Source organism: Streptococcus ruminicola, assembly GCF_011387195.1.
Lineage (GTDB): Bacteria > Bacillota > Bacilli > Lactobacillales > Streptococcaceae > Streptococcus > Streptococcus ruminicola.
Genome location: NZ_CP046919.1, coordinates 1,380,261 through 1,407,182 on the forward strand (window position 1 = coordinate 1,380,261; position 26,922 = coordinate 1,407,182).

At 37.7% G+C, this 26,922-nt stretch carries 28 protein-coding genes; 27 read left to right on the forward strand and 1 reads right to left on the reverse strand.

All coding sequences use genetic code 11. The annotated features are described in order from the left end of the window. Positions 1-16 precede the first annotated feature (16 nt). From argF to GPZ88_RS07260, 24 genes are all read left to right on the forward strand, one after another. Positions 17-997, forward strand: a complete 981-nt coding sequence (argF, locus tag GPZ88_RS07145) for an ornithine carbamoyltransferase (RefSeq protein ID WP_157629488.1) — start codon at positions 17-19, stop codon at positions 995-997. 116 nt (positions 998-1,113) lie between these two features. Beyond that, the gene (locus tag GPZ88_RS07150; protein WP_004230761.1) at positions 1,114-1,344 is read left to right on the forward strand and encodes a DUF1797 family protein; all 231 of its coding nucleotides are present in this window, start codon (positions 1,114-1,116) and stop codon (positions 1,342-1,344) included. A 310-nt stretch (positions 1,345-1,654) separates the two neighbouring features. Continuing rightward, positions 1,655-2,341 (forward strand): amino acid ABC transporter permease, encoded by a 687-nt coding sequence (locus GPZ88_RS07155; RefSeq protein WP_157628799.1) that lies wholly within the window; start codon positions 1,655-1,657, stop codon positions 2,339-2,341. Further along, complete coding sequence (locus tag GPZ88_RS07160; protein WP_006531536.1) at positions 2,341-3,075, forward strand: amino acid ABC transporter ATP-binding protein; 735 nt, start codon at positions 2,341-2,343, stop codon at positions 3,073-3,075. Before GPZ88_RS07155 ends, GPZ88_RS07160 begins: the two co-directional genes overlap by 1 nt. Before the next feature lie 364 nt (positions 3,076-3,439). After that, positions 3,440-3,916 carry a FeoA family protein gene (locus GPZ88_RS07165; RefSeq protein WP_014334426.1) on the forward strand — a complete coding sequence of 159 codons (477 nt, stop codon included), beginning with the start codon at positions 3,440-3,442 and terminating at the stop codon, positions 3,914-3,916. Continuing rightward, positions 3,913-6,051: a ferrous iron transport protein B gene (gene feoB, locus GPZ88_RS07170; protein ID WP_166043831.1), complete on the forward strand. Its 2,139-nt coding sequence runs from the start codon at positions 3,913-3,915 to the stop codon at positions 6,049-6,051. The genes GPZ88_RS07165 and feoB overlap by 4 nt, the downstream gene beginning before the upstream one ends. Before the next feature lie 5 nt (positions 6,052-6,056). Further along, on the forward strand, positions 6,057-6,203 hold the full coding sequence (locus tag GPZ88_RS07175; RefSeq protein ID WP_074563280.1) for a FeoB-associated Cys-rich membrane protein: 147 nt from the start codon (positions 6,057-6,059) through the stop codon (positions 6,201-6,203). A gap of 138 nt (positions 6,204-6,341) precedes the next feature. Then, the gene (locus GPZ88_RS07180; RefSeq protein WP_039697272.1) at positions 6,342-7,196 is read left to right on the forward strand and encodes a bifunctional methylenetetrahydrofolate dehydrogenase/methenyltetrahydrofolate cyclohydrolase; all 855 of its coding nucleotides are present in this window, start codon (positions 6,342-6,344) and stop codon (positions 7,194-7,196) included. Beyond that, a complete protein-coding gene (locus GPZ88_RS07185) occupies positions 7,193-8,026 on the forward strand; it encodes an NAD(P)H-hydrate dehydratase (protein WP_166043833.1) in 834 nt (277 codons plus the stop codon). Before GPZ88_RS07180 ends, GPZ88_RS07185 begins: the two co-directional genes overlap by 4 nt. A gap of 379 nt (positions 8,027-8,405) precedes the next feature. After that, positions 8,406-8,882, forward strand: a complete 477-nt coding sequence (locus GPZ88_RS07190) for a DUF6287 domain-containing protein (RefSeq protein ID WP_081348692.1) — start codon at positions 8,406-8,408, stop codon at positions 8,880-8,882. A 37-nt stretch (positions 8,883-8,919) separates the two neighbouring features. Continuing rightward, a complete protein-coding gene (locus GPZ88_RS07195) occupies positions 8,920-10,983 on the forward strand; it encodes a GBS Bsp-like repeat-containing protein (protein WP_074626051.1) in 2,064 nt (687 codons plus the stop codon). A gap of 61 nt (positions 10,984-11,044) precedes the next feature. Then, positions 11,045-11,614, forward strand: a complete 570-nt coding sequence (locus GPZ88_RS07200) for a L,D-transpeptidase (RefSeq protein WP_166043835.1) — start codon at positions 11,045-11,047, stop codon at positions 11,612-11,614. A 212-nt stretch (positions 11,615-11,826) separates the two neighbouring features. Beyond that, on the forward strand, positions 11,827-13,155 hold the full coding sequence (xseA, locus tag GPZ88_RS07205) for an exodeoxyribonuclease VII large subunit (protein WP_157628805.1): 1,329 nt from the start codon (positions 11,827-11,829) through the stop codon (positions 13,153-13,155). Beyond that, positions 13,145-13,360: an exodeoxyribonuclease VII small subunit gene (locus GPZ88_RS07210; RefSeq protein WP_006531527.1), complete on the forward strand. Its 216-nt coding sequence runs from the start codon at positions 13,145-13,147 to the stop codon at positions 13,358-13,360. Before xseA ends, GPZ88_RS07210 begins: the two co-directional genes overlap by 11 nt. Beyond that, positions 13,360-14,229: a polyprenyl synthetase family protein gene (locus GPZ88_RS07215; RefSeq protein WP_157628806.1), complete on the forward strand. Its 870-nt coding sequence runs from the start codon at positions 13,360-13,362 to the stop codon at positions 14,227-14,229. Before GPZ88_RS07210 ends, GPZ88_RS07215 begins: the two co-directional genes overlap by 1 nt. Next, positions 14,222-15,046 (forward strand): TlyA family RNA methyltransferase, encoded by an 825-nt coding sequence (locus tag GPZ88_RS07220; protein ID WP_133018057.1) that lies wholly within the window; start codon positions 14,222-14,224, stop codon positions 15,044-15,046. The genes GPZ88_RS07215 and GPZ88_RS07220 overlap by 8 nt, the downstream gene beginning before the upstream one ends. Then, a complete protein-coding gene (locus tag GPZ88_RS07225; protein ID WP_074563288.1) occupies positions 15,033-15,503 on the forward strand; it encodes an arginine repressor in 471 nt (156 codons plus the stop codon). Before GPZ88_RS07220 ends, GPZ88_RS07225 begins: the two co-directional genes overlap by 14 nt. Before the next feature lie 13 nt (positions 15,504-15,516). Then, on the forward strand, positions 15,517-17,175 hold the full coding sequence (recN, locus tag GPZ88_RS07230) for a DNA repair protein RecN (RefSeq protein WP_166043838.1): 1,659 nt from the start codon (positions 15,517-15,519) through the stop codon (positions 17,173-17,175). Between the two features lie 138 nt (positions 17,176-17,313). After that, positions 17,314-18,156, forward strand: a complete 843-nt coding sequence (locus GPZ88_RS07235; RefSeq protein WP_158913331.1) for a DegV family protein — start codon at positions 17,314-17,316, stop codon at positions 18,154-18,156. Then, positions 18,149-18,997 (forward strand): SGNH/GDSL hydrolase family protein, encoded by an 849-nt coding sequence (locus GPZ88_RS07240; protein WP_166043840.1) that lies wholly within the window; start codon positions 18,149-18,151, stop codon positions 18,995-18,997. The genes GPZ88_RS07235 and GPZ88_RS07240 overlap by 8 nt, the downstream gene beginning before the upstream one ends. Then, entirely contained in the window at positions 18,966-19,568 is a 603-nt protein-coding gene (locus GPZ88_RS07245) for a YpmS family protein (RefSeq protein ID WP_166043842.1), read from the forward strand. The genes GPZ88_RS07240 and GPZ88_RS07245 overlap by 32 nt, the downstream gene beginning before the upstream one ends. Before the next feature lie 94 nt (positions 19,569-19,662). Continuing rightward, positions 19,663-19,938, forward strand: a complete 276-nt coding sequence (locus GPZ88_RS07250) for an HU family DNA-binding protein (protein ID WP_009853724.1) — start codon at positions 19,663-19,665, stop codon at positions 19,936-19,938. A gap of 178 nt (positions 19,939-20,116) precedes the next feature. After that, entirely contained in the window at positions 20,117-20,314 is a 198-nt protein-coding gene (locus GPZ88_RS07255) for a hypothetical protein (RefSeq protein ID WP_166043844.1), read from the forward strand. 419 nt (positions 20,315-20,733) lie between these two features. Continuing rightward, positions 20,734-22,218, forward strand: coding sequence for a peptide MFS transporter (locus GPZ88_RS07260; protein ID WP_081341867.1), 1,485 nt, complete (start codon positions 20,734-20,736; stop codon positions 22,216-22,218). A 110-nt stretch (positions 22,219-22,328) separates the two neighbouring features. Here the strand turns inward: GPZ88_RS07260 and GPZ88_RS07265 are convergent, their stop codons facing one another. After that, positions 22,329-23,264: a dihydroorotate oxidase gene (locus GPZ88_RS07265; RefSeq protein ID WP_158913335.1), complete on the reverse strand. Its 936-nt coding sequence runs from the start codon at positions 23,262-23,264 to the stop codon at positions 22,329-22,331. A 321-nt stretch (positions 23,265-23,585) separates the two neighbouring features. Between GPZ88_RS07265 and GPZ88_RS07270 the strand changes: the two genes are divergently transcribed. The 3 genes from GPZ88_RS07270 to GPZ88_RS07280 all read left to right on the forward strand — a co-directional run bounded on the left by GPZ88_RS07270 (position 23,586) and on the right by GPZ88_RS07280 (position 26,852). Further along, positions 23,586-23,900 carry an ArsR/SmtB family transcription factor gene (locus GPZ88_RS07270; protein ID WP_006531516.1) on the forward strand — a complete coding sequence of 105 codons (315 nt, stop codon included), beginning with the start codon at positions 23,586-23,588 and terminating at the stop codon, positions 23,898-23,900. A 2-nt stretch (positions 23,901-23,902) separates the two neighbouring features. After that, a complete protein-coding gene (locus tag GPZ88_RS07275) occupies positions 23,903-25,786 on the forward strand; it encodes a heavy metal translocating P-type ATPase (RefSeq protein WP_074626037.1) in 1,884 nt (627 codons plus the stop codon). A 373-nt stretch (positions 25,787-26,159) separates the two neighbouring features. Continuing rightward, entirely contained in the window at positions 26,160-26,852 is a 693-nt protein-coding gene (locus tag GPZ88_RS07280; RefSeq protein ID WP_020916409.1) for a phosphoglycerate mutase, read from the forward strand. Positions 26,853-26,922 lie beyond the last annotated feature (70 nt).

Below are 26,922 nucleotides of genomic sequence, written 5' to 3' on the forward strand. Positions count from 1 at the left end.
AAGGATGGATTGGCCTATGGTTTTTAATAATTCGTTTTTGAAAGAGATTGATTTTACTAAGGAAGAGCTAACTAATCTCATTGATTTGGGATTGAAATTTAAAGAGTTGAAAAAGAAGAAAATTGCTCATAAATATTTAGAAGGCTTAAATATTGCTCTTATTTTCGAGAAGACAAGTACCAGAACACGTTCTGCTTTTACAGTAGCTGGACAAGATTTAGGGATGAATGTGACTTATCTTGGAAGTAGTGAAATTCAACTTGGCAAAAAAGAATCCGTAATTGATACGGCAAAAGTTCTAGGTTCAATGTTTGACGGGATTGAATATCGTGGCTTCAAGCAATCTGATGTTGAAGCTTTAGCGGAATTCTCTGGTGTGCCTGTCTGGAATGGTTTGACAGATACTTGGCATCCAACGCAAATGATTGCTGACTTTATGACATTAAAAGAAGTTTTCGGAAAACTAGAAGGTTTGACAATCGCTTATGTTGGCGATGGTCGTAACAACATGGCAAATTCTTTGCTAGTTACCTCAGCCATTCTTGGCGTGAATGTAAAAATCATTGCGCCATCCAGCTTGCAGCCAGAAAAAGAAATCATCGAGATTGCACAAGCACACAATAATGGAGCTGAGTTGACTATTACTGATGACCTTGATGCTGTTTGTGGCGTTGATATGCTTTACACAGACGTTTGGGTGTCAATGGGCGAAAAAGTTGATTTTAAAGAACGTATCGACCTTTTGTTACCTTATCAAATTAATGCTGATTTGGTTGAAAAGACAGGAAATCCAGATGTGATTGTCATGCATTGCTTGCCTGCTTTCCATGATTTAAACACAGAAATCGGTCAAGATATCTACGATAAATATGGTTTAGCAGAACTTGAAATTACAGATGAAGTCTTCCAAAAATACAGCTCAGTCATTTTCCAAGAAGCTGAGAACCGTATGCATTCCATCAAAGCGATTATGTATAATTCTCTAAAAGAGATTTAAAACGTTCTTTTTTGACGAGAATTTATGATAAATGTGAGAAAATACACTCTCTTGTTGTTTGTTTAGTAGAAATTATGTTAAAATAGTATGGACAATAAACGAAGAGGAGAATAGTCATGGAATCACATTTGGTGAGAATTATCAATCGTCTTGAATTAATGACGACTGATGGTAGCAATCTTAAACGTAATTTTGAACGTGATGGTGTCGTTGTGGCAGAAGTGTCTTTCAGCAATGACCCTGAAAATGGTCCAGTTTTCACTTTGCGTGATGTTGAAGCACGTGAGTCTTACTCATTTGACAGCATTGATTTGATCGCAATGGAAATTTACGATCTTCTTTACTAAGATAAAGAAAAAATTCAGACACAGTATAAGGGCAAAGGATTTTTAGTCCTTTCCATCCTATTTTTAAGTGTGGTTTCTGTGCTTTCTTATATTGCTATTTTGAATTGATAAAAGCCTAGGATTTTCTAGGCTTTTTTGTTTTTTATAAATGCCTGATTATTAGGTAAAAATTCTTTTTAATCGTTTTGAATAGAAGTGTCTAAAATCCCTATATATCAGGCTTTTTAAGCCAAACCATCCGTTAGTGTTGATTGGTATTTTTATTCAACATATGTTATAATTAATTGATTATTGCTTATAGGAGACACAAATGGATTTTTCATTTTTACCAAAGTATTGGGCTTATTTTAACTATGGTGTCCTTGTAACCATTATGATTTCAGCTTGTGTTGTCTTTTTTGGGACAATCATTGGTATCTTGGTTGCTTTAGTTAAACGTACAAATATTAAAATTTTAAATTGGATTGCTAGTTTTTATGTTTGGGTCTTTCGTGGAACTCCGATGGTCGTGCAAATCATGATTGCCTTTGCTTGGATGCATTTTAGTAATGCACCTATCGTAGGTTTTGGCGTTTTGGACCTTGACTTTTCACGTTTGTTTCCAGGTATTATTATTATTTCGCTAAATAGCGGAGCTTATATTTCTGAAATTGTTCGTGCTGGTATCGAAGCAGTGCCAAAAGGGCAACTTGAAGCGGCTTATTCATTAGGAATTCGCCCTGTGAATGCAATGCGTTATGTTATTTTGCCACAAGCCCTTAAAAATATTTTACCAGCTCTTGGTAATGAATTTATTACGATTATCAAAGATAGTTCACTTCTTCAAACGATCGGTGTTATGGAATTGTGGAACGGTGCACAATCAGTCGTAACAGCTACATATCTACCAATTACGCCATTGTTGTTTGCTGCATTCTATTACCTCATGGTGACTACAGTCTTGTCATTCTTACTTAAAAAACTTGAAAATCGTATGGGAAATGGAGGTAGCAACTAATGTCAGAGACTCTTATTTCAATTAAAGGCCTTCACAAATACTTCGGAAAAAATGAAGTGCTTAAAGGCATTGATCTTGATATTAAAGCAGGCGAAGTTGTTGTTATCATCGGCCCTTCAGGATCTGGGAAATCAACTTTCCTTCGTACAATGAACTTGCTTGAAACACCTACTAAGGGTGTGATTACCTTTGAAGGTGTCGATATTACTGATAAGAAAAATGACATTTTCAAAATGCGTGAAAAAATGGGAATGGTTTTCCAACAATTTAACCTCTTCCCAAATATGACAGTGCTTGATAATATCACTTTGTCACCAATTAAGACAAAAGGTGTTTCTAAAGAAGAAGCGCAAGCTAAAGCTTATGATTTGCTAGATAAAGTTGGGCTTCGTGATAAAGCTGATGCCTATCCAACAAGCTTATCAGGTGGTCAACAACAACGTATTGCTATTGCGCGTGGTCTTGCCATGGACCCAGATGTTCTTCTTTTTGATGAACCAACATCAGCGCTTGACCCAGAAATGGTTGGTGAAGTTCTTGGTGTTATGCAAGATTTGGCGAAATCTGGTATGACAATGGCAATTGTAACGCATGAAATGGGATTTGCGCGTGAAGTTGCTGACCGTGTCATTTTCATGGACGGTGGCGTGATTGTTGAACAAGGTTCACCAGAAGATGTTTTTGAAAATACTAAAGAAGCACGTACAAAAGATTTCTTGAGTAAGGTTTTGTAAGCTAAAAAATAGCCCCAGTTGAGTTACAAACTCGGCTGAGGTTTTTTGTTGTAAAAAACGAAAGTTAAAGGTGCTTAAAAATGAGTGAAATATTAACTATAAATTAGTGGGTTTTATACATTAAGCACACTTAATTTTTATGTTTTAGTTATTTTTAAGAGTGCTTTAGTCTATGAAAGGGCCGTGAAAACAGCTATATTATAACGATTCTAAAAAAGAGTGGTTTTATTTAGAATGATTCTAATCAATGTATAAATAAAGAAAAAAATTAATTTTTATGGTTTTTTTCTTTCATCTTTATGATATAATGATTCGGACGGAAGGTCAAACATTTTATCAAAAAAATTTGGGGAGGTCAAGAAATTTGATTTTGCAGAATGCGAAAGTTGGTATTCCTTACACTATTGTCAGTATTAATTTACCTGATGAGAGTGTTAGACACTTGTCAGATTTGGGGCTAAAGGTTGGTGCCTCACTTAAAGTGATTTCAAAAACGCCAACTAGTGCGATTGTTATGCTTAAATCAAGCCGTTTGGCTTTTGATCAATCGATTTTAAGTCAAATTGATGTCACAGAAGAAGAAGGTGCTCTTTTATCACTTCCTCTTTCAGAACTAAAAGTTGGTGAGTATGCTTACGTTGACGGTATTTATGCAATGAATGAAGCTAAACGTCGCCTTATGGATATGGGATTGACTCGCCATACAAAAGTTTACTTACGTAAAGTTGCTCCTTTAGGAGACCCAATTGAAATTAGTTTACGCGGTTACGAATTGACACTTCGTAAGTCTGAAGCGCAAATGATTAGTGTCGTTAAAGTAGATAGCGAGGAGGAAAAATGACAGAGATAGCCTTAATCGGTAATCCGAATAGTGGTAAAACAAGTTTATTTAACTTATTGACAGGAACAAGTCAACGTGTTGGTAACTGGCCTGGTGTTACGGTTGAGCGTAAAAGCGGAACAGTCAAAAAACACGCTGATTGGAAAGTCCAAGATTTACCAGGGATTTATTCAATGTCACCTTACACGCCTGAAGAAAAAGTTGCGCGTGATTATTTATTGAGTAATGATGCTGACAGCATTCTTAACGTTGTTGATGCGACAAACTTGGAACGTAACCTTTACTTGACAACTCAATTAATTGAAACAGGTATTCCAGTGACTGTTGCTCTTAATATGAGTGATGCTCTAAAAGCTCAAGGAAAAACAATTAACATTGATAAACTTTCTTATCAATTGGGTGTGCCAGTTATTTCAACAAGTGCGATTAAAAATACTGGTGTTGATAAAGCTATCAAAAAAGCAGCTAATACGACAAAAGCTAGTACTGATCTTATTCAGTACCCAACTTACAGCAATCAGTTTGAAGCTGCTATCAAACAAATTATCGATATTTTAGGAGATGTTGTTCCAGAACGTTCAGCACGTTTTTATGCCATTAAATTATTTGAACGTGACACTTTGGTACAAGAAGAAATTACTTTGTCTGATTTCCAAAAAGGTGAAATTAACCAAGTGATTAAGATTACAGAAGAAATCTTTACAGAGGATTCTGAATCAATCGTTATCAATGAACGTTACGAATTTATCGAACGTGTGGCTAAAATGGCTCAAAACCAAGATAGCAATTTCAAAATGACAGTCTCAGATAAAATTGACCGAATTGTTACCAATCGTATCTTGGCCTTACCAATTTTTGCTGTTGTAATGTTCTTGGTTTACTACCTATCAATTCAAACTGTTGGTACAATGGGAACTGACTGGGTTAATGATGTTCTCTTTGGTGAATTGGTTCCTGGTTGGGTTCAATCTGGTCTTGATGCTCTTCATGTTTCAGGATGGCTAGAATCACTTATCATTGATGGTATTGTAGCTGGTGTCGGAACTGTCCTTGGTTTCTTGCCACAAATCTTTGTCCTATTTATCTGCTTGGGTATTTTGGAAGATATTGGATACATGAGTCGTATTGCATTTGTTATGGACCGTGTCTTCAGACGTTTTGGTTTGTCAGGTAAATCATTTATTCCAATGTTGATCGCAACAGGTTGTGGTGTACCAGCTGTTATGGCAAGTCGTACCATTGAAAATGAACGTGATCGCCGCATCACTATCATGACAGCAACATTCATGCCATGTTCTGCTAAATTAGCGATTATCGCCTTGATTGCAGGTGCTTTCTTCCCAGATAATCCATTTGTTGCGCCATCAACATACTTCATCGGTGTTATTACAATTATCCTTTCAGGGATTGCGCTTAAGAAAACGAAATTACTTGGTAGTTATGTGAGTCCATTTATCATGGAATTACCAGCTTATCACATGCCAAAAATGATGAGTGTTCTTCGTTATGCTTTTGGAAAAGCTCTCAGTTTTGTTAAACGCGCAGGTACAGTTATCTTTAGTTTGACAGTTATTATTTGGTTCATGTCTACATATAATTTCACTTTCCAAGCGATTGATACTGATCATTCTATCTTGGCTTCACTTGGTAAATTGATTTCTTGGCTCTTTGAACCACTTGGATTTGGTAACTGGAAGGCTACAGTTGCTGCAGCAACAGGTCTTGCTGCTAAAGAAGCTGTTGTCGGTACTTTTGGTATTTTGTATAACGATAGTACAACTCATGGTTTGTACCATGCATTGCAATTGGATTACTCAGCTCTTGCAGGTTACTCGTTCTTGATTTTCAACCTTCTTTGTGCACCATGTTTTGCCGCGATGGGAGCTATCAAACGTGAAATGGGTGACGCTAAGTGGACACTCGGTGCTATCGGATTCCAAACAGGTCTCGCTTACGTTGTTAGTCTGATTATTTATCAACTTGGGCTTGTTGCTTTCTACGGTAAAGGTATTAACTTCTGGACAATCGTAGCTGTTGTTCTATTAATTGCGATTATCTACTTTATCGTGAGAAAACCAGCTCAAGAAAAAGAAGAAGTGATTACATTAGATAATCTAGAAAAAGTTGGAGAATAGTGTTTATGGCGACTATTATTATTGCATTGCTAATTGCATTTGCTGTCTTTATGGGCTTACGAAGTTTCATCAAGGGTAAAGGTTCTTGTGGTGATTGCAATTGTTCGTGTCCTGTAAAAGATAGCCAACATAAAAGTGTGAAAATGAAATAACAGAGGAATGCTTGCTCAGCTGAGCAAGTATTTCTTTTGTTGTGTTTTTATAGAATATTCTGATAATTCATCAAAAAATATTTTATTATGAAGTCGCTTTCTGGTATAATAAAAGAAATATATTTTCAGGAGAATTTCATGGCAAAACTTATAGATGGTAAAGCTTTAGCTGCTAAAATGCAAAATGAATTAGTTGAGAAAGTTGAAAAATTAAAAGCTGAAGCTGGTATTGTACCTGGTCTAGTGGTGATTTTGGTTGGTGATGATCCCGCTAGTCAGGTTTATGTGCGTAATAAAGAGCGTTCTGCTAAGAAAGCTGGATTCTTGAGTGAAACGGTTCGTTTATCAGAATCAACTAGCGAAGAAGAATTGATTCAAGTCATTGAGCAATATAATAACGATGATCGCTTCCACGGGATTTTGGTACAGCTACCACTTCCTGCCCACATTAACGACAAACGTGTGATTTTGGCAATTGATCCTAAAAAAGATGTGGATGGTTTTCACCCTATCAATACAGGACACCTTTGGAATGGACGTCCTGTCATGGTGCCATGTACGCCAGCTGGAATCATGGAATTATTGCGTGCTTACGAAGTTGATTTAGAAGGAAAAACGGCAGTTATTATCGGTCGTTCAAATATTGTCGGAAAGCCAATGGCGCAGCTCTTGCTTGATAAAAATGCAACAGTGACACTAGCGCACTCACGTACTCGGGACTTGGCGCGTGTAACAAAACAAGCTGATGTCTTGATTGTGGCAATCGGTCAAGGACATTTTGTGACTAAGGAATTCGTCAAAGAAGGCGCTGTAGTCATTGATGTTGGTATGAACCGTGATGAAAATGGCAAATTAATCGGGGATGTTAAGTTTGATGAAGTTGAACCAGTAGCTAGTCTCATCACACCAGTTCCTGGAGGCGTTGGTCCAATGACAATTACCATGCTGATGGAGCAAACTTATCAATCAGCTCTTAGAAGTGTGAAAGCATGATTATTGACGAACGCTTAGCACGCAAGGTTGTTGTCAAACGTCAAGCGGATTCCCATAAGGGGACTTATGGGCGCGTGCTCTTGATTGGTGGCTTTTATCCTTATGGCGGGGCTATCATCATGAGTGCTTTAGCTGCGGTTAAAAGCGGTGCTGGTTTAGTGACAGTAGCGACGGAGCGCGAGAATATTGCAGCGCTTCACGCTCATTTACCAGAAGCTATGGCCTTTGATTGTGAGGACGAAGAATTCTTAGCGGAAAATCTTGCCAAGGCAGATGTGGTTTTGATTGGTCCTGGTTTAGGGGAAAATAGCAAAGCTAAACGCGTGTTTGAAGAAGTGCTTTCTAAAGTTTCTGAAAAACAGATTTTGCTTGTTGATGGTTCTGCCTTAAATCTGCTTGCCAAAGTCATGCCAGTTTTCTGTCAGGCAGGTCACATTATTTTAACACCGCACCAAAAGGAGTGGGAACGTCTGTCTGGTTTGGCAATTGCTGACCAAAGTCTTGAAAAGACCCAAGCAGCTCTGGCTCATTTTCCAAAAGAGACGATTTTAGTGGCTAAAAGTCATCACACCAAAATCTTACAAGGTAGCCAAGTTGGAGAATTAACCGTTGGTGGTCCTTATCAGGCAACTGGTGGCATGGGTGATACCCTTTGTGGAATGATTGCTGGTTTTGTGGCTCAGTTTAAGGATAATCTCTTTGAGAGTGTTGCAGTAGCAACGTATTTGCACTCAGCGATCGCTGAACAACTCAGTCAAGAAGCTTATGTCGTTTTACCGACAACAATCAGCGCAGTTCTTCCAAAAGTCATGAAAAAATTATCAGAATAAAATAGGAAAGTACACTTTTTGTTATAAAAAGTGTACTTTTTTGTTCTCCAAAATACTTACAAAATAAAATATTTCAAAAATGTTACAAATATTACAGTTTTATATTGACTTCTGTAAAAAACTACTCTATAATATTGGCAGAATTGGCCGATTCTATAAAATAAATTAGCTGTTAAATGCTGATACAACGATATTTATCGCTTTTTTATCAGCGATGGTTCAGGAGAATTTTATGAAAAAAGAATGTAAAGTAACTGTAACATTACTGTGCTCGTTATTTTTATTGGGAGCTTGTTCAAGGACTGAAAGGGCCAAACCTGCTAGTAGTAGTCACATAAAAGTGACTCGAACAAGTAAAAGTAGAGCTGAAAAGAAAGTGATGAAGCCAAACGTTTCAACCAATCAAGAAGTTGTGGCATCATCACCTTCTGTTACGGATATGACTGCTGCGGGAAATGAAGCGCAAGATGATGAAACTAAGGTGGTCTCACCTAGTCAAGATCAGGCGAATCAGCCAAGTGAGTCAGACATTGATTTTGAGTGTCTTGCCTATGGTGATTTTTCTAGCCTTGCTGGGACTTGGAGTAATGATTTGGGAGAATCAGTCACCTTAGCGCAAGATGGGCAGGCAAGTCTTTCACGAACACAGTCACCTTATCAAGTCAAGACAAATATTGTTAAAGGTAATGTTTGTTTTGGGACAATTTATGATCCCAATTCATTGACTGAAAGTGCAGCATTTATTGTGGTACCGAAGGGAATTGGTGATCCGTTTTTGGGAGAAGTAAGGACAAGTGATTGTCTTATTATTGGACAATGTGCTTCTGATTCTGAGCATCCATATTTTAAACATTAAATTGGGAATTTTTTAAGATTAAGAGGGGAAAGATATTATGAAAAAAGGTAACTTTAATCAAAGAGCACAACGCTTTTCAATTCGTAAATATAGCATTGGAGTTGCATCTGTTTTGGTAGCAAGTGTGCTATTTATGGGAGGACATGTTGTAGCAGCTGAGGATATCTTGTCAGCGGATACCATGTTACAAGAACAAGTCACTCAATCAGGTAATAATCAGGTAGTAACTAACGAAAATACTAAGCAGGAAACAAGTGAGGGAGAACTTGTTTCTAAAGTCAATCAGCCTAGTGAAGTGCTTGATATTAGTGCTAAAGAAGAAGCTGTGAATGCTGGTCAAGACTTAGCTTTAAAGGATAATCAAGTATCTACAGAAGAAAATCAGCCAGAACAAGAGACCGTTGTTAGCGAAGAAATTAATCAGTCAGCGGACTTTCCTGAGACTGTCACTGTTGATGCGACTACTTTAGCAGGTGAAGCAAAAGCCAATCAAGAGTCTTTTGTTAGAGAATCAAAAGTGTCTGTTACTGCTCAAAGTAATTTGCCAAGCCAAGGTTATTACACTTATTCTCAAAAGACAGAAGTAAAAAATGAGCCGAGTGTCTCAGCTCCAGTTGCTTTTTATGCTAACGCTGGTGACCGTATTTTTTATGACCAAGTCTTAACACGAGATGGTTATCAATGGATTTCTTATAATTCTTATTCAGGTCAACGCCGTTATGCTGCTATTTCTAAATTAACAGCTGAAGTTGTTCAAAAATTATCTGGCTCACTTAATTTTCAAAATGTGACAAGCCAAGGCTTTGATGTCCTAGTAACAAATGTCTCAGATCCTAAGGGGATTACAAATGTTAAAGTTCCTGTTTGGACTGTTAAGGACGATCAAGATGATATCATCTGGTACGATGCTACTAGACAAAGTAATGGTGATTACAAAGTTCATGTGAGTACAGTGGATCATAAAGGTGAAACAGGAACCTACAATATTCACTTGTATTATCAAGAAAGTGACGGACACCTTCAAGGAGTAGAAGCAAAGCAAGTTACCTTACCAGAAAAAGCAACAGGTGCCCAAATGCTTCCTGCTCAAGGATCTTACACATTTGAAAATACAGTAGAAGTAAAAAATGAAGCTCGTATGTCGGCACCGACTGAATTTACGTTTGAAAAGGGTTATAAATTAGATTACTACGACCAAGTTTTAGAGGCTGATAATCATCAATGGATTTCCTATGTCAGCCATAGTGGCGTTCGTCGCTATATTCCAATTGCAACTTTGACAAATCAAAAACCAATAGGAGATATTTCGGTTAATAATCATGCTAACGGTGATTTTGATGTGGTTATTTCGAATATTTCAGATGCCAATGGTGTATCAGCCGTCAAGGTTCCTATCTGGACCGTCAAGAATGACCAAGACGATATCATTTGGTACGATGGTGTCAAACAAAGTGATGGTACTTATAAGGTAAATGTCAAACTATCAGACCATCGTAATGAACGAGGCGTCTATAATATTCACCTTTATTATGTAGAATCAAATGGTCAGCTGCAAGGTGTTGCGGGAACTCAAGTGACGATTCCTGAAGCAAGATTGTCGGGCGATTTACACATTAGCAATCAGTCTGCAGCAGGTTTTGATGTTTTGGTAACTAATGTGTCTAATCCTGGTTCGCTGAAAGCAGTTAAGGTACCAGTCTGGTCAACGCAGGGAGGACAAGATGACATTATTTGGTACACTGCAACAAAACAAGCTGATGGTAGTTACAAGACAAGGGTTAATGTTAGTGACCATAAAAATAATTATGGTGAGTACAATATCCACCTTTATTATGAGCAAGCAGATGGTTCTTTGAGAGGTGTTGGTGGTGTTAAAACAACCCTTGAAGCACCTAAGGCACCAGCGATGCCACAAAGTGGGACTTATACTTTTACAAGTTCAAAAGAGGTCAAGAGTCAACCGCGTTTATCAGCACCAACAGAATTCACGCTTGATGTAGGTTACCAAGTCCACTATGACAAGACTTTGTATGCGGATGGTCATCAATGGATTTCTTATCTTAGCTATGGTGGTTTAAGACGTTACGTTTTAATAGATTAAAAGGAGAAGGGGCTTCTACCAGTGCTTAAATTGGTCGAGGTAGAGTTTAGGAAAAGGGAAAATGCGAAAGAAGTTTTCAAAAAAGGTTCTTATCTTACTTTTGACTTTTGCTAACCTAGTGGTTGGCTACGGTCTTTGTCGACAACTAATCGTTACTCATCGAGAATCTGAGGTTAAACTTGATGAGTATGCTTTTGAAAAAAGCATGAAGAAAACTCAGAGGAAAATTTATCCTGACTTGTCAAAGTATGATCATTTAAGTATTTTAGTGTCAATTTCACAGCAGAAAATGATTGTTTATTCTAAAAATGATGTCATTTTTAAAACCAAAGTATCGACTGGGGCAAAAGATACGCCAACACCAACGGGGAAATTTGCTATCGAGGCAGAACGTGGTGACTTTTCTTATGATGATAGCTTGAACAGAGGTGTCTGTTACTGGGTATCCTTTAAAGACCATGGGGGTTATCAATTTCAAAGTCTTCCGACGGATTGGAAAGGAAAGATCTTGAAAGGAGAGACGAAGAAACTCGGAAAGGCGTGTACTGACGGGAATGTTAGGTTATCAAAAGAAGATGCCAAGTGGCTTTTTGAGAACATGCCAGAAGGAGTTATCGTTAGTGTGCATTAGTTAGAGGTCCTAGAATTAGAAAAAATTTCGATTTTCAGCAGACTTGCTTTTGAATTTTCAGGCTCATGAAAAAACTGTCCACTGGACATAACTCGCTTTTGAATTTTTAGGCTCGAGAAAAAACTGTCCACTGGACAGTTTTTTTCTGCTATAATAGTAAATGATATGCAAAATTTGTATGAAGTCAAAAATGCTATGGAAAGGAGCCTGTCATGTCAGATTATTTAAGTGTTTCGACCTTAACTAAATACCTTAAATTGAAGTTTGATCGTGATCCATATTTGGAGCGAGTTTATTTGACAGGTCAGGTTTCCAATTTTCGTCGTCGCCCAACGCATCAATATTTTTCTTTGAAAGATGAAAATGCAGTGATTCAAGCGACAATGTGGGCAGGAACTTTTAAAAAACTTGGTTTTGAGCTTGAAGAAGGCATGAAAATCAATGTTGTGGGACGTGTCCAACTTTATGAACCGAGTGGGTCATATTCTATTATTATTGAAAAGGCAGAGCCAGACGGTATTGGTGCTTTAGCGCTGCAATTTGAACAGTTGAAGAAGAAATTAGCAGAAGCAGGCTATTTTGATGAGCGTCATAAGCGTCAACTGCCACAATTTGTGAAGAAAATCGGTGTGGTAACCAGTCCAAGTGGTGCGGTTATTCGAGATATTATCACGACAGTGTCGCGTCGTTTTCCTGGGGTTGAGATTTTGCTTTTCCCAACAAAGGTTCAAGGCGAAGGTGCTAGTCAGGAAGTGGCTGCTAATATCGCTAAGGCAAACGAACGTGATGATTTAGATCTTTTGATTATTGGTCGTGGTGGTGGCTCCATCGAGGACTTGTGGGCTTTTAACGAAGAAATTGTTGTTCAAGCGATTTTTGAATCTCGTTTGCCAGTCATTTCGAGTGTGGGACACGAGACGGACACGACCTTAGCAGATTATGTTGCCGACCGTCGTGCAGCGACTCCGACAGCGGCTGCTGAGCTTGCGACACCTGTGACTAAGGCTGATATTATTTCTTGGATTGCTGAACGTGATAATCGTATCTATCAAGCTGCTCTACGTCGCATTAAGCAAAGTCAAGAACGTCTTGATAAATTAGCTAATTCAGTGATTTTTAGACAGCCAGAGCGTTTATATGATGGTTATGTTCAAAAACTGGATCGCTTGATCATGTCCTTGACAAATACCATGCAAAATCAATTTAGCCAAGCTAAACAACGTCAAGAGTTATTACACCAGCGTTTACTTGCTTTGGATTTTGATAGTCAGATTAAGCATTACAAAGACAATTTGCAAGGTTTAAGACGTTTATTGTTATCAAATATGACTAGTCAATACGATAGTAAGTTAGCTCGATTTGAAAAGGCACAAGATGCCTTATTGTCCCTTGATACTAGCCGTATTATTGCTAGGGGCTATGCGATGGTGCAAAAAGATGATAAAGTCATCTCAAGTGTGACCGATGTCAATCTAGGAGACAAATTGACGGTTCAATTAAAAGACGGTCAACTCGAAGTGGAGGTAAAAGATGCCAAGTAAAAAAACATTTGAAGAAAATTTACAAGATTTAGAAGCGATTGTAACAAAACTTGAAAACGGCGATGTGGCTCTTGAAGACGCTATTGCTGAATTTCAAAAAGGAATGCTTCTTTCGAAAGAATTGCAAAAAACACTAGATTCAGCTGAAAAAACACTTGTTAAAGTGATGCAAGCTGACGGAACTGAAACAGAAATGGATGCCTAATGGATAAAGTAAGTAAAATTGGTCAAGCCATTCATCGATATTACGAACAAAAAGATTTAGTATCACCAGATTTGATTGAGTCAATCTTGTATTCTGTTGATGCTGGGGGCAAACGTATCCGTCCATTGATTTTTCTAGAATTACTAGAAGGATTTGGGGTGTCGTTGACAGATGCTCATTATGATGTGGCTGCTGCTCTTGAAATGATTCACACAGGTAGTTTGATTCACGATGATTTACCTGCCATGGATGATGATGATTATCGTCGCGGACGCTTAACAAATCACAAAAAATTTGATGAAGCAACAGCGATTTTGGCTGGAGATAGTCTCTTTTTAGATCCATTTGATTTGGTGGCAAATGCTGCGCTAACAGCTGACATCAAAATTCGTTTGATTGCAGAATTATCACATGCTTCAGGAACTTATGGTATGGTTGGTGGTCAAATGCTTGATATGAAAGGTGAAGAACGCAAACTCAGCCTTTCAGAATTGCAATTGGTTCATGCAAATAAGACAGGAAAATTATTAACCTTCCCTGTTGTGGCGGCTGGTATTGTTGCAGGAGTAGCTACTGAAGAACTTGAGGAGCTGCGCAAAGCAGGAAGCTTGATTGGGCTTGCTTTCCAAGTTCGCGATGATATTTTAGATGTGACAGCAAGTTTTGAAGAAATTGGAAAAACACCGAAAAAAGATTTACTAGCTGACAAAGCGACTTATCCAAGCTTACTTGGTTTAGATAAGTCTTATGAGATTTTAAATCAATCGCTTGACCAAGCGCTAGCGATTTTCAAAAACCTCTCAGCCACTCATGGCTTACATGCAGAAAAAATCACAGAAATGATAGAAAGGTTACGACTAAATGCCTAAGGAAAGAGTTGATGTACTAGCCTATAAACAAGGGCTTTTTGAGACACGTGAGCAGGCAAAACGTGGAGTAATGGCTGGTCTAGTGGTCAATGTTATTAACGGCGAGCGCTACGACAAACCAGGTGAAAAAATTGATGATGCAACAGAATTAAAACTAAAGGGTGAAAAATTAAAATACGTCAGCCGAGGTGGACTAAAACTTGAAAAAGCTTTGCAAGTTTTTGAGATTTCTGTTGATGGTCAAACAACGATTGATATTGGTGCTTCAACAGGTGGTTTCACAGACGTGATGCTACAAAATGGTGCAAAATTGGTTTATGCTGTTGATGTGGGAACCAACCAATTGGTTTGGAAACTACGTCAAGACGAACGTGTGCGTAGTATGGAACAATATAATTTCCGCTATGCTGAATTAGCTGATTTTACCGAAGGGCAACCAACTTTTGCTAGTATCGATGTCAGCTTTATTTCGCTGAATTTGATTTTGCCAGCACTTCATAATATTTTGGCTGATGATGGTCAAGTAGTAGCTCTTATCAAACCACAATTTGAAGCTGGACGTGACCAAATCGGAAAAAATGGAATCATTCGTGACAAAGCTGTGCACCAAAAAGTTTTGGAAACTGTGACAAGTTTTGCTGTCGATTTCGGATTTACAGTTAAAGGGCTTGATTTCTCGCCTATCCAAGGTGGACATGGTAATATTGAATTTTTGGCGCATTTGCAAAAATCAGCTGATGCGAAAAATTTAGTTGCTGCTATGATTCCAGAAATTGTTGAAAAAGCGCATAAGGAATTTAAAGATGAAAAAGAGTGAACGTTTAGAATTAATTAAAAAGATTGTTGCTGAAAATGCTGTCGAAACACAGCATGATTTGCTAAAGTTGCTTGAGGCTGAAGGACTCACTTTGACACAGGCTACCATTTCTCGTGATATGAATGAGATTGGTATCATCAAAGTGCCGTCAGTTGATGGACCATACATTTATGGCCTTTCAAAAGATAAAACTAAAAAAGTTGGACAAGTGTCTGTTCCAATTAAAAGCACTGTCCTTGCAGTTTCAGAGGAAACTGCAGGTCTTGAAAACATGATTAATCTTGATGTCATTCCAGGAAACAGCCGCTTAATCAAACGTTTCTTGTTGGAAGATTTCAAAGATAGTCTTTTTAGCGTTATTGCTGATGATGATAGTTTGTTAGTGGTCGCAAAAACAGCAGAAGATGCTGCAGCCATTCGCCAAGAAGTTCGTAAATGGATGACAGACCACAAATAAGAAAGGTCGTTCTATGCTTTTAGAAATTTCCATTAAAAATTTTGCCATCATTGAAGAAATCTCATTGACTTTTGAAAATGGCATGACCGTTTTGACGGGTGAAACTGGTGCAGGGAAGTCTATTATTATCGACGCCATGAATCTCATGCTTGGTGCGCGTGCGAGTCTTGATGTCATCCGTCACGGGGCAAATAAAGCTGAAATTGAAGGTCTGTTTTCAGTTGGTGAAAATGCTGCGCTCACGCAAATTCTGGAAGAAAACGGCATTGAAGTTACGGAAGAATTAATTATTCGTCGTGAAATTTTGCAAAATGGTCGTTCGATTGGTAGGATTAATGGACAAATGGTTAACCTGACAACGCTTCGTGCTGTTGGTCAATATTTGGTTGATATTCATGGGCAACATGACCAAGAAGAATTAATGAAACCAAACATGCACATTCGTATGCTGGATGAATTTGGGGATAGCCAATTTGCTTCGGTCAAGAAACACTACCAAGACCTTTTTGAACGTTATCGCCGCTTGCGTAAACGTGTTTTAACCAAGCAAAAAAATGAGCAAGAGCACAAAGCGCGTATTGAAATGCTGGAATTTCAAATTGCAGAGATTGAAGCAGCTGCCCTAAAATCAGGTGAAGACCAAACCTTAAATCAAAAACGTGATAAATTGCTTAATCACAAGCATATTGCAGATACTTTGACAAATGCTTATGTCATGCTTGATGATGAAGAGTTTTCAAGCTTGTCAAACATTCGTTCAGCTATGAACAACTTGATGACCTTGGAAGAATTCGATGCGGATTACAAAGATATGTCATCAAATGTTTCTGAAGCTTATTATATTTTAGAAGAAGTGACTAAGCACTTAGGTGATGTTATTGATGAGCTTGATTTTGATGCTGGTAGTCTTCAACAAATTGAAGCTCGTTTAGAAGTGATTTACAGCATTACCCGTAAATACGGTGGCAGTGTTGATGATGTTTTAGATTATTACGAAAATATCACCAAAGAATACAATCTTTTGACTGGCAATGATGAGTCATCTGATGATATGGAAAAAGAGCTTAAACATCTGGAAAAAGAATTAATTTTAGCTGCAGATGAACTTGCTCAAGAACGTCACAAACTTGCCAAAGATTTAGAAGCTGAAATCAAGCAAGAACTGGCTGATTTGTACATGGAAAAGGCTGATTTTCAAGTGCAATTTAGCAAGGGAAAATTCAATCGTGATGGGAATGAAGCTATTGAATTTTACATTTCAACTAACCCTGGTGAAGGTTTCAAGCCTTTGGTTAAGGTAGCCTCTGGTGGTGAAATTTCACGTTTAATGTTGGCTATAAAATCTGCCTTTTCACGTAAAGAAGACAAGACAAGTATTGTCTTTGATGAGGTTGATACAGGTGTTTCTGGACGTGTAGCTCAAGCTATTGCACAGAAAATCTATAAAATTGGTAGTCATGGGCAAGTTTTGGCGATTTCACACTTACCACAAGTGATTGCGATTGCGGATTATCAATTCTTTATTGAAAAACGTAGCGATGAAAACACAACAGTTTCAACGGTGCGTTTGTTAAGTGAAGAAGAGCGTGTGGAAGAAATTGCTAAAATGCTTGCTGGTAGTGATATTACGGAAATGGCACGTGAACAAGCGCGTGAATTGCTAAAGAAATAAAATAGGAGCCCCAGGGCTTCTTTTTTTGTCTTCTAGACACCATCCTGATAAAATGTCCCCCAACTGCTAAAAATTTGGTATAATGATTGTTAGGATAAAATTTTGATATAAAGTTTTGAAAGTATGATAGGATAAAAAATGAGTAAAATTAAAATTGTTACAGATTCATCTTTAACGATTGAACCAGAATTAGTTGAAAAATATGATATTACAGTTGTGCCATTGTCAGTTATGATTGATGGTGTTGTTTATTCTGATAACGACATGAAAGAGGAAGGTAAATTCCTTAACATGATGCGCAATAGCAAAGAACTGCCTAAGACAAGTCAACCCCCAGTTGGTGTGTTTGCAGAAGTTTACGAAAATTTGATGAAAAATGGTGCTGAGCACATTGTTTCAATTCACATCACGCATACACTTTCAGGAACTGTTGAAGCAGCTCGTCAAGGGGCTAATCTTGCTGGAGCGGACGTAACGGTTATCGATTCAACATTTACAGACCAATGTCAAAAATTCCAAGTGGTGCAAGCTGCCAAATTAGCTCAGGAAGGTGCAAGCTTGGAAGAAGTTCTTGCAAAAGTTGAAGAAGTTCGCCAAAAATCAGAACTTTACATTGGTGTTTCAACTCTTGAAAATCTGGTTAAGGGTGGACGTATTGGACGCGTTACTGGTCTTCTTAGCTCACTACTTAACATTCGAGTGGTTATGGAAATGATTGATTGCGAATTGAACACAGTTATCAAAGGTCGTGGTGTTAAAACATTTAACAAATGGCTTGATAGCTTTATTGAGCATGCACAAACATCTGGCAAAAAAGTCGCTGAAATCGGCATTTCATACTGTGGAACGGCTGATATGGCAAATGGCTTTAAAGAAAAGCTGCAAGTTTTAGGTGCTCCAATTGCTGTTTTAGAAACTGGTTCAATCATTCAAACGCACACTGGTGAAGACGCTTTTGCGGTTATGGTACGCTATGAATAAGAAAAAGAATTTTTTAACTGGGTTTGCTTTCTTTTTAGCAAGCCTTCTTCTGTTTATCGCCGTTTTTAATATTTTGATTCCAAAATCAGATCAAGAATTAACCAAAAAGGATTTCTTAGCTCAGAAAACAAAGTCATTTCGTTATGTGGCTATTGGTGATTCCTTGACCGAAGGGATTGGCGATACAACTAATCAAGGTGGTTTTGTCCCAATTCTGTCCCAAAGTTTAACAGATGCTTATCATTATCAAGTCACACATGATAACTACGGTGTTTCAGGAAATACTAGCAATCAGATTTTGACGCGAATGAAAGACAAGCAAGACATCCAAAATTCCTTAGCCAAAGCGGATATGATGACCCTAACCGTTGGGGGAAATGATGTCATGGCCGTCATTCGTAAGCATTTGACGAAATTATCTGTGGCAACCTTTAAAAAGCCTGCCAAGTCTTATCAAAAACGGCTACGTCAGATTATTGAGCTAGCTCGCTCAGAAAATGAAGATTTGCCAATTTATATTTTGGGGATTTATAATCCGTTTTACTTGAATTTCCCTGAAATGACGGAGATGCAAGAAATCATCAATGATTGGAATGATGCTACTGAGAGCGTGACAAAAGAGTACCGTCATGTTTACTTCGTTCCAATCAATGATCAACTTTATAAAGGAATTGATGGTCAAGAAGGAATTGTGTCAACATCTGGTGACCAAACAACGGTTATCAACGATGCGCTGTTTAGCGGTGACCATTTCCACCCGAATAATATTGGCTATCAAATTATGTCAGACGTAACAATGGAGAAAATCAATGAAACTAAAAACGAATGGAACAAAGACTAACTGGTGGAAGTGGGCGTGCCTTCTCATTTTAGCTATTAATGTGGCTTTTGTGGGAGTGATTGCTAGCCGCTTAATCCAAGTCAGAGAACCAGCAGCACAAATAATTACTTCAAAAAAATCTAAAAGTGTCAAAGTTGGGACGGTCTCAACGACACGTGAGCAATTGAATGACACAGTTGCCTCATATTTGAAAGATTACCAAACGAAAAATTCATCTTACAATGTTTACGCAACTTCATCAGCGATTTTGTTTGAAGGAACTTACACTTTTTTAGGTTATGAAGTACCACTTTACATTTATTTCCAACCAAGTCGCCTAGAATCAGGTGCTATTCAGCTAAAAATCACTTCATTTTCAGTTGGGACACTAACATTGCCAGAATCAGAAGTTTTGAAGTACTTAAAATCAAGTGTTGACCTTCCAAATTTTGTGGAAGTTTTGCCAAAAGAGTCTGTTATTAATATCAATATTCAGAACATAAAAAACGATGCTGGCATCTTTTTGAAAGCGACAACAATCGATCTTGTAGGCGATCAATTTAACTTTGATATTTACAAGAAAAACAGCTAATTAAACGTTTAATACTTGACCTTAAGCCTTTTTTTGGGTATCATAGACTTTGTTAAAGTGTTAACGCTTAGAAATTAATTGGAGGATTTGTTAAATGGCTAACAAACAAGATTTAATCGCTAAAGTTGCAGAAGCAACTGAGCTTACTAAAAAAGATTCAGCAGCAGCTGTAGATGCAGTATTCTCAGCAATCGAAAGCTTCCTTTCTGAAGGCGAAAAAGTTCAATTAATCGGTTTTGGTAACTTTGAAGTTCGCGAACGCGCAGCTCGTAAAGGTCGTAACCCACAAACTGGTGAAGAAATTGAAATTGCAGCTTCAAAAGTACCTGCATTCAAAGCTGGTAAAGCACTTAAAGACGCTGTAAAATAATTACATAGAAAAGAACCTTGTCATATCAACTGTTGTTGAGTCTGGCAAGGCTCTTTTTTTCTTGTAAAGAGGAAAAGTTTTACAGTAATAAGTCAAAGTAATCCATGCTTTTATGTTATAATCGAACATAGAAATATCGTGAATTTACGTGTGATAAATGCAAAGAAAGAGTTGAATCATGGATAAAACACTTTTGTTAGTTGTTATTTTTTTAGGTGCTTTTTCACTTTTTAAGGCAGTGATGTTGATTATGGTGGGACTTGCCATGAAACCAAAAGTTGATGAAAATGGAAATATCATCATTCAAGATCAAGCAGAAGAAGACGATAAAACAAGCCCAGACGAAGACGACAGTGATTTTTGGGATAATTGGTAAAGAATAAGGAAGTTGGGGTGAGAGCTGATTTCTAAGTGTATTATGGCTAAGTCAGCAGTGAGTGCTCGCATTAATAATTAAAAATTGTCTAAAACAGGAAATCTAACTTGCAAAGAAAACTAAGTCACTTAAAGCTGGCATATTTTTGACAGTCATTTTCAAAAATTTATTTCCAAATTGTTGAAATGCGTATATTTATTACAATTTTATAAATTGAGAGGCTGAGTATTTTTGACTCAGCCTCTTTAAAAGCCCAAAAATAGCGCCTTTGTGGCGCTATTTTTTTGAGCAAGTCATTTGAAAAAGATGTTGATTTTGAGAGGAATTTGCTGTGATTATATCTATTTTCAAGAATTTACTTAATATTTTAAATAAAATTTCTATTGCCCAAATTAAAAAAAATCTATATAATGGATTGTATGGAAAAAAATAAAGAAAAAACATTTTTTGGACAGCCTAAGGCTTTGTTTACTTTATTCCAAACAGAGCTTTGGGAACGATTCTCGTATTATGGAATGCGTGCAATCTTAATTTACTATTTGTACGCATCTGTTACTTCAGCTAACGCAGGGTTAGGACTTCCTAAGCCACAAGCAATGGCTATTGTAAGTATCTATGGAGCTCTTGTATACCTTTCTGGTATTATTGGTGGATGGTTTGCAGACCGCGTCCTTGGCGCATCTCAAACAATCTTTATCGGTGGTATTCTTATTACCCTAGGGCACGTTGTTTTAGCTCTTCCGTTTGGCTTGACGTCTCTTTTCATCTCACTATTCTTGATTATCTTGGGAACAGGGATGTTGAAACCAAACATTTCAAATATGGTTGGTCACTTATATGAACCAGACGATCCTCGTCGTGACACAGGTTTCAATATCTTTGTTATCGGTATCAATATCGGTTCATTGCTTGCTCCTATCGTAGTAGGAACAGTTGGACAAAGTATCAACTATCACTTAGGTTTCTCTCTTGCCGCTATTGGTATGGTATTTGCTCTATTTGTTTATTGGTATGGACGAATGAAGCAATTCCCAGAAATTGGAAACAAACCTTCCAATCCATTAACGACAGCAGAGAAAAAAGGGTTAGCAATCAAATCAGTTATTGGTTTTGTTATCTTAGCTGTTGCTGGAACATTACTTTACCAAGCAAGCCCAGCTAAATTCGTTGATAACGTCATCAATATTCTATCAATGGCTGGTATCTTCATCCCATTTATCTACTTTATCTTGATGTTCGCATCTAAAAAAGTTTCAAGTACAGAACGTAAGCAATTGTTGGCTTACCTTCCATTGTTCTTGTCTTCTATCGTTTTCTGGTTAGTTGAAGAACAAAGTGCGACAGTTATTGCTGTCTGGGGTGAAACTCGTACAAACTTGCATCCAACAATCTTTGGTATTAACCTTTACATTGACCCTTCATGGTATCAATTGCTTAATCCATTGTTCATCGTTATTTTGACACCATTATTTGTTTGGATTTGGAACAAAATGGGTGAACGTCAACCATCAGCGGTTACAAAATTTGGATTAGGATTGTTGTTAACTGGTGTGTCATACATGATCATGGCTTTGCCAGGTATGTTGTATGGAACAAACAACCGTGTGAGCTTTATCTGGTTGGTAGTAATGTTTGCCGTTCAAATGGCTGGTGAGTTGTTAGTTTCTCCAGTAGGTCTATCTGTTTCAACTAGACTTGCACCACTTGCATTCCAATCACAAATGGTTGCACTTTGGTTCTTGGCAGACTCAACTTCACAAGCAGTGAATGCTTTGATTACACCATACTTTACTAAAGACACCGAAGTAGCATTCTTCGGTATCTTAGGACTTGTATGTCTTGGTATTGGTGCATTGTTGCTACTTATCAAAAAACCAATTTTGAACTTAATGCGTAATAATTAATCAATTAGGAACTCTTTTCTCTTATGAGAAGAGCTTCTATGTCAACTGTAGGAGGTGGCAAATCCTAAAAAGAGTGAGGACAACATGTCCTTGCTCTTTTTATTTTTTTATTAGTCGATATATTTCAATTTGCCACGGAAGTCTTCTAGGTTTTCATAACCTTTTTCTTCCATGATAGCTTTAAGTTCTTCTGTGATGCGGGCAAAGGCAGCAGGACCTTCTTGGTGAAGAATTGTTCCTAGTTGAACCATACTTGCACCACACAAGATGTGTTCAAAAGCGTCACGACCTGATTTGACCCCACCAGTACCGATGATTTGGATAGAAGGATTTAGGCGTTTGTAAAAGGCATGGACATTGGCAAGAGCAGTTGGTTTTACATAATCGCCACCGATGCCACCAAAACCATTTTTAGGTTTGATAACAACAGTTTCATCGTCAACCACCAAACCATTCCCGACTGAGTTGATGCAGTTAACGAAAGTTAGTGGAAATTGATTGAAGATAGCTGCTGCACGGTCAAAGTGCGCAATGTCAAAATATGGAGGCAATTTAACTCCAAGAGGTTTTGTAAAGTATGTGAAGATATCTTTTAAAATTCGTTCAGTTGTTTCAAAATCATAAGCGATTTGTGGCTTACCAGGGACATTTGGACAAGAAAGGTTTAATTCTACAAGTCCTTGGTAGTCAGACTCTTGAACTGTTTTTAAGATAGTATGTGTTTCTTCTTCAGACATACCAACAAGTGACAAGAAGTGATTTTTACTATTTGGTGTGTTTTGGAGTTCAGTAACGTAGTCAAGATAATATTGGAAACCATTGTTTGGCAGTCCCATAGAATTGATTGAACCAAGAGCTGTATCAGCGTAACGCGGTTCGGGATTTCCTGGACGCGCAGCCAATGTTCCAGTTTTTGTGACGAAAGAGCCTGCAGCAGAAGCCTCAATTTCAGCTAATTCTTCTCGAGTCATACAATAAACGCCAGCAGCGTTCATCAAGCAGTTGTCAAAATCGAAAGCTCCAATTTTTGTTGCAGTTGAAACCATAAAGTCCTCCAAAAATCTATTATCACACAATAGTGAATTTTCTGATATTACAAGAAACATTTTACTATTTCAGTAACCTGAAAGCAAGTCTTTTTCCGAACATTTCTGATATTTTTATAAAAAATAGAAAGATTTTGCTTTGTTTAGGGCGCTTTTTGTGTTTTTTATCTTGTTAATAGACTGAAAAAATGAAAAATACCTCTCGAATTAAACAAAGTTAGTTCATGCTTGCATAGTTTTTGTGAAAGTGATATAGTGATTACAGTAGAACATTTGAGTAATTGTTCAAATGTTTTATAAAAGATATTGGAGATAATTAAGATGATTGAGACTAATGAATCACAAAAGTTGCTAAAAGGTGATTTGCTAACGGATGTTTCCAGCTTTTTTAAGGCTTTGGGAAACACGACGCGTTTGCAAATTATTTCTTGTTTAAGCAAGGGAGAATTAAAATCTAGTGAATTAGCAGAAATTTTAGAGATGACGCCATCAGCGATTTCACATCAGTTGACTATGCTAAAAAATCTCAAGATTGTTTCTGTTCGACGCGAAGGAAAAAATCAGATTTATGCCCTTGCTGATAAGCATATTAGCCAAGTTTTGGAGTCTGTTGTAGAGCATTATCAGGAGGATTAATCATGTCACATAAACATAAAAAGAAGCTCGCTCGCATCTTGCTAGCAGCGCTAGTTTTTCTTGTCGTTTTCCTTGTGGTTCGCTCGAACCATCTGGGCTTAGTAGCTCAAGCTTTTTTATATGCCATTCCATTTTTAATGGCTGGTTATGATGTTTTGAAAAAAGCTTTGGTAAAAATAAGTCAAGGGAAAGTCTTTAGTGAACATTTTTTGATGTCACTAGCGACACTTGGAGCATTTGCTCTTAGTTTTATGACTGGTGAGGCTGAATTTGCTGAAGCTGTATTTGTAATGATTTTCTACCAAGTTGGTGAATTTTTTGAGCATATTGCTGAAGGTAGCAGTGAAAAATCAATCTCAGAATTGCTAGATTTGAGACCTAGCCTTGTTCATTTGGAAGAAGGTGGTCAAACGGTTGATGTTGATCCGAAAGACTTACAAGAAGGCCAAGTGATTGTGATTCAACCTGGGGAGAAGGTTGCGATTGATGGTATCTTGGTTTCTGGTGAGTCTTCAGTTGACACAGCAGCTTTGACAGGAGAAAGTTTACCACAAAGTGTTCAGGTTGGTGACCAAGTTCTCTCAGGGATGATTAACATGACTGGTGTGATTCGTGTTAAAGTTTTGCATCGTGTTGAAGATTCAACTTTGAGTAAGATTTTAGATTTGCTTGAAAATTCGACAGCTAATAAATCAAAGAGTGAACGTTTTATGACTAAGTTTGCAGAAGTTTACACGCCAACGGTAGTTATTGCTGCTTTGATTTTAGCTTTCTTACCGCCAGTATTTTCAGGTGATTTTGTAGGGAATTTTCCAGAGTGGCTGAGCCGTGCGCTTACTTTCCTTGTTATTTCTTGTCCATGTGCTTTGGTCATTTCTATTCCGCTTAGCTTTTTTGGCGGTTTGGGAGCAAGCTCAAAAGCTGGTGTTCTCATTAAAGGCTCAAACTATCTTGAAAGTTTAGCTTCACTTGAAACGTTGCTTTTTGATAAAACAGGGACTTTGACAGAAGGTGTTTTTGAGGTAACGGCTCTTCATTCAGATGATATTAAGAAAGAGCATTTACTACATTTAGCTAGTCACGTAGAACGTTTTTCAAGTCACCCGATTGCTCAATCACTTCGTGAAGCTTATGAAAAAGAAGCAGATGATTGTTCGATTACAGATGTGACTGAAAAATCTGGTTACGGTATTAGTGCTAAGGTAAACGGTCATGATGTGGCTGTCGGAAATACTAAATTTATGGATAGCTTAGGAGCTAAATGGAAACCTTGCCATAAAGTCGGAACGATTGTTCATGTGGCTATTGATGGTGCTTATGCTGGTCATATCGTTATTTCAGATTGTATTAAATCAGATACCAAGGAAGCTCTGGAACAACTTAAAAAAGCTGGTGTGAAAAATCTTGTCATGTTAACAGGAGACCGTCATGAAGTAGCTGAAAAAATTGCTGGTGACTTGTCTATGACAGATTACAAAGCGGAGCTATTGCCAGCTGATAAGGTCAGTGAACTGGAAGGTTATTTGGAGAAAAAATCTCCTCGTGCCACAGTCGGATTTGTTGGTGATGGGATTAATGATGCTCCTGTATTAGCTAGAGCTGATGTCGGTATCGCCATGGGCGGACTTGGTAGTGATGTGGCTATTGAAGCAGCAGATGTTGTGGTTATGAATGACCGTTTGTCAAAAATTGCGCAGGCTATCAAGATTGCACGTCAGACAATCACTATCGCTAGAGAAAATATTATTTTCTCAATCGGTATCAAAGTTTTAGTCTTGATACTCGCTAGTTTAGGCTTAGCTAATATGTGGCTAGCCATCTTTGCTGACGTTGGTGTGACAGTACTTGCGACCTTGAATGCCATGCGAACAATGAAATTGACATAGAAAATTTTTTGAACTATAATAGCTTTAATCATATAGAAAGCTACCATTTTCGTTAGAAAGTGGGGGGGTATGACCGCAATTGAATCACTCTTTTTGAGAATCGATTGCTGGTCATGCCATTTTTTTATTTTGAAAAAAATGAGAATAAACGGTTGGTAATGGCAGAGTCTTTTACAGAAAATTAGCAATTATACTAGCTTTTTTAGAGCTTTTTGGGTAGAATAGTAAGAGTAAACGACTTTTGTCGTAATAATAATTGGTTAAAATGCTGAGCCAAAAATAGTTTAATGATTTGCCATCTTGGTAAGGGTTAAGATCTATTTTTCGCTGTGTATTTATAGCCTTTGGACTATTTTAAAGGAGACTTTATCTAATGGTAAAATTAGTGTTTGCACGCCACGGTCAATCTGAATGGAACAAAGCTAACCTTTTCACTGGTTGGGCTGACGTTGACCTTACAGAAGAAGGAACTAAACAAGCTACTGAAGCTGGTAAATTGATCAAAGAAGCAGGAATCGAATTCGATGTTGCTTTCACTTCAGTTCTTAAACGTGCTATCAAAACAACTAACCTTGCTCTTGAAGCTTCTGACCAACTTTGGGTTCCAGTTGAAAAATCATGGCGCTTGAACGAACGTCACTACGGTGGTTTGACTGGTCAAAACAAAGCTGAAGCTGCTGAAAAATGGGGTGACGAACAAGTTCACATCTGGCGTCGTTCATACGATGTATTGCCACCAGCTATGGCTAAAGACGATCAATACTCAGCACACACTGACCGTCGTTACGCTAACCTTGATGACAAAGTTGTTCCAGATGCAGAAAACTTGAAAGTTACTTTGGAACGTGCCCTTCCATTCTGGGAAGATAAAATCGCTCCAGCTCTTAAAGATGGTAAAAACGTCTTTGTAGGTGCTCACGGTAACTCAATCCGCGCTCTTGTAAAACACATCAAACAATTGTCAGATGACGAAATTATGGATGTTGAAATCCCTAACTTCCCACCACTTGTATTCGAATTTGACGAAAAATTGAACGTTACTGACGAATACTTCTTGGGTAAATAATCTGATAAGAGATTATAAGGCGTAAAACCCTTGATATAAAAGCATTCTAGGCTAGTTCCTAGGGTGCTTT

Bases quoted from the DNA above. Each gene is read 5' to 3' on its own strand.
- GPZ88_RS07255 (WP_166043844.1), top strand. From the start codon at position 20,117: ATGGATAAAACACTTTTGTTAGTTGTTATTTTTTTAGGTGCTTTTTCA.
- GPZ88_RS07270 (WP_006531516.1), top strand. From the start codon at position 23,586: ATGATTGAGACTAATGAATCACAAAAGTTGCTAAAAGGTGATTTGCTA.
- GPZ88_RS07190 (WP_081348692.1), top strand. From the start codon at position 8,406: ATGAAGCCAAACGTTTCAACCAATCAAGAAGTTGTGGCATCATCACCT.
- GPZ88_RS07260 (WP_081341867.1), top strand. From the start codon at position 20,734: ATGGAAAAAAATAAAGAAAAAACATTTTTTGGACAGCCTAAGGCTTTG.
- GPZ88_RS07280 (WP_020916409.1), top strand. From the start codon at position 26,160: ATGGTAAAATTAGTGTTTGCACGCCACGGTCAATCTGAATGGAACAAA.
- GPZ88_RS07210 (WP_006531527.1), top strand. From the start codon at position 13,145: ATGCCAAGTAAAAAAACATTTGAAGAAAATTTACAAGATTTAGAAGCG.
- GPZ88_RS07195 (WP_074626051.1), top strand. From the start codon at position 8,920: ATGAAAAAAGGTAACTTTAATCAAAGAGCACAACGCTTTTCAATTCGT.
- GPZ88_RS07215 (WP_157628806.1), top strand. From the start codon at position 13,360: ATGGATAAAGTAAGTAAAATTGGTCAAGCCATTCATCGATATTACGAA.
- GPZ88_RS07180 (WP_039697272.1), top strand. From the start codon at position 6,342: ATGGCAAAACTTATAGATGGTAAAGCTTTAGCTGCTAAAATGCAAAAT.
- GPZ88_RS07265 (WP_158913335.1), bottom strand. From the start codon at position 23,264: ATGGTTTCAACTGCAACAAAAATTGGAGCTTTCGATTTTGACAACTGC.
- GPZ88_RS07155 (WP_157628799.1), top strand. From the start codon at position 1,655: ATGGATTTTTCATTTTTACCAAAGTATTGGGCTTATTTTAACTATGGT.
- GPZ88_RS07185 (WP_166043833.1), top strand. From the start codon at position 7,193: ATGATTATTGACGAACGCTTAGCACGCAAGGTTGTTGTCAAACGTCAA.
- GPZ88_RS07220 (WP_133018057.1), top strand. From the start codon at position 14,222: ATGCCTAAGGAAAGAGTTGATGTACTAGCCTATAAACAAGGGCTTTTT.
- GPZ88_RS07235 (WP_158913331.1), top strand. From the start codon at position 17,314: ATGAGTAAAATTAAAATTGTTACAGATTCATCTTTAACGATTGAACCA.
- recN (WP_166043838.1), top strand. From the start codon at position 15,517: ATGCTTTTAGAAATTTCCATTAAAAATTTTGCCATCATTGAAGAAATC.
- GPZ88_RS07250 (WP_009853724.1), top strand. From the start codon at position 19,663: ATGGCTAACAAACAAGATTTAATCGCTAAAGTTGCAGAAGCAACTGAG.
- GPZ88_RS07160 (WP_006531536.1), top strand. From the start codon at position 2,341: ATGTCAGAGACTCTTATTTCAATTAAAGGCCTTCACAAATACTTCGGA.
- GPZ88_RS07225 (WP_074563288.1), top strand. From the start codon at position 15,033: ATGAAAAAGAGTGAACGTTTAGAATTAATTAAAAAGATTGTTGCTGAA.
- GPZ88_RS07150 (WP_004230761.1), top strand. From the start codon at position 1,114: ATGGAATCACATTTGGTGAGAATTATCAATCGTCTTGAATTAATGACG.
- GPZ88_RS07175 (WP_074563280.1), top strand. From the start codon at position 6,057: ATGGCGACTATTATTATTGCATTGCTAATTGCATTTGCTGTCTTTATG.
- GPZ88_RS07200 (WP_166043835.1), top strand. From the start codon at position 11,045: ATGCGAAAGAAGTTTTCAAAAAAGGTTCTTATCTTACTTTTGACTTTT.
- feoB (WP_166043831.1), top strand. From the start codon at position 3,913: ATGACAGAGATAGCCTTAATCGGTAATCCGAATAGTGGTAAAACAAGT.
- argF (WP_157629488.1), top strand. From the start codon at position 17: ATGGTTTTTAATAATTCGTTTTTGAAAGAGATTGATTTTACTAAGGAA.
- GPZ88_RS07240 (WP_166043840.1), top strand. From the start codon at position 18,149: ATGAATAAGAAAAAGAATTTTTTAACTGGGTTTGCTTTCTTTTTAGCA.
- xseA (WP_157628805.1), top strand. From the start codon at position 11,827: ATGTCAGATTATTTAAGTGTTTCGACCTTAACTAAATACCTTAAATTG.
- GPZ88_RS07275 (WP_074626037.1), top strand. From the start codon at position 23,903: ATGTCACATAAACATAAAAAGAAGCTCGCTCGCATCTTGCTAGCAGCG.
- GPZ88_RS07245 (WP_166043842.1), top strand. From the start codon at position 18,966: ATGAAACTAAAAACGAATGGAACAAAGACTAACTGGTGGAAGTGGGCG.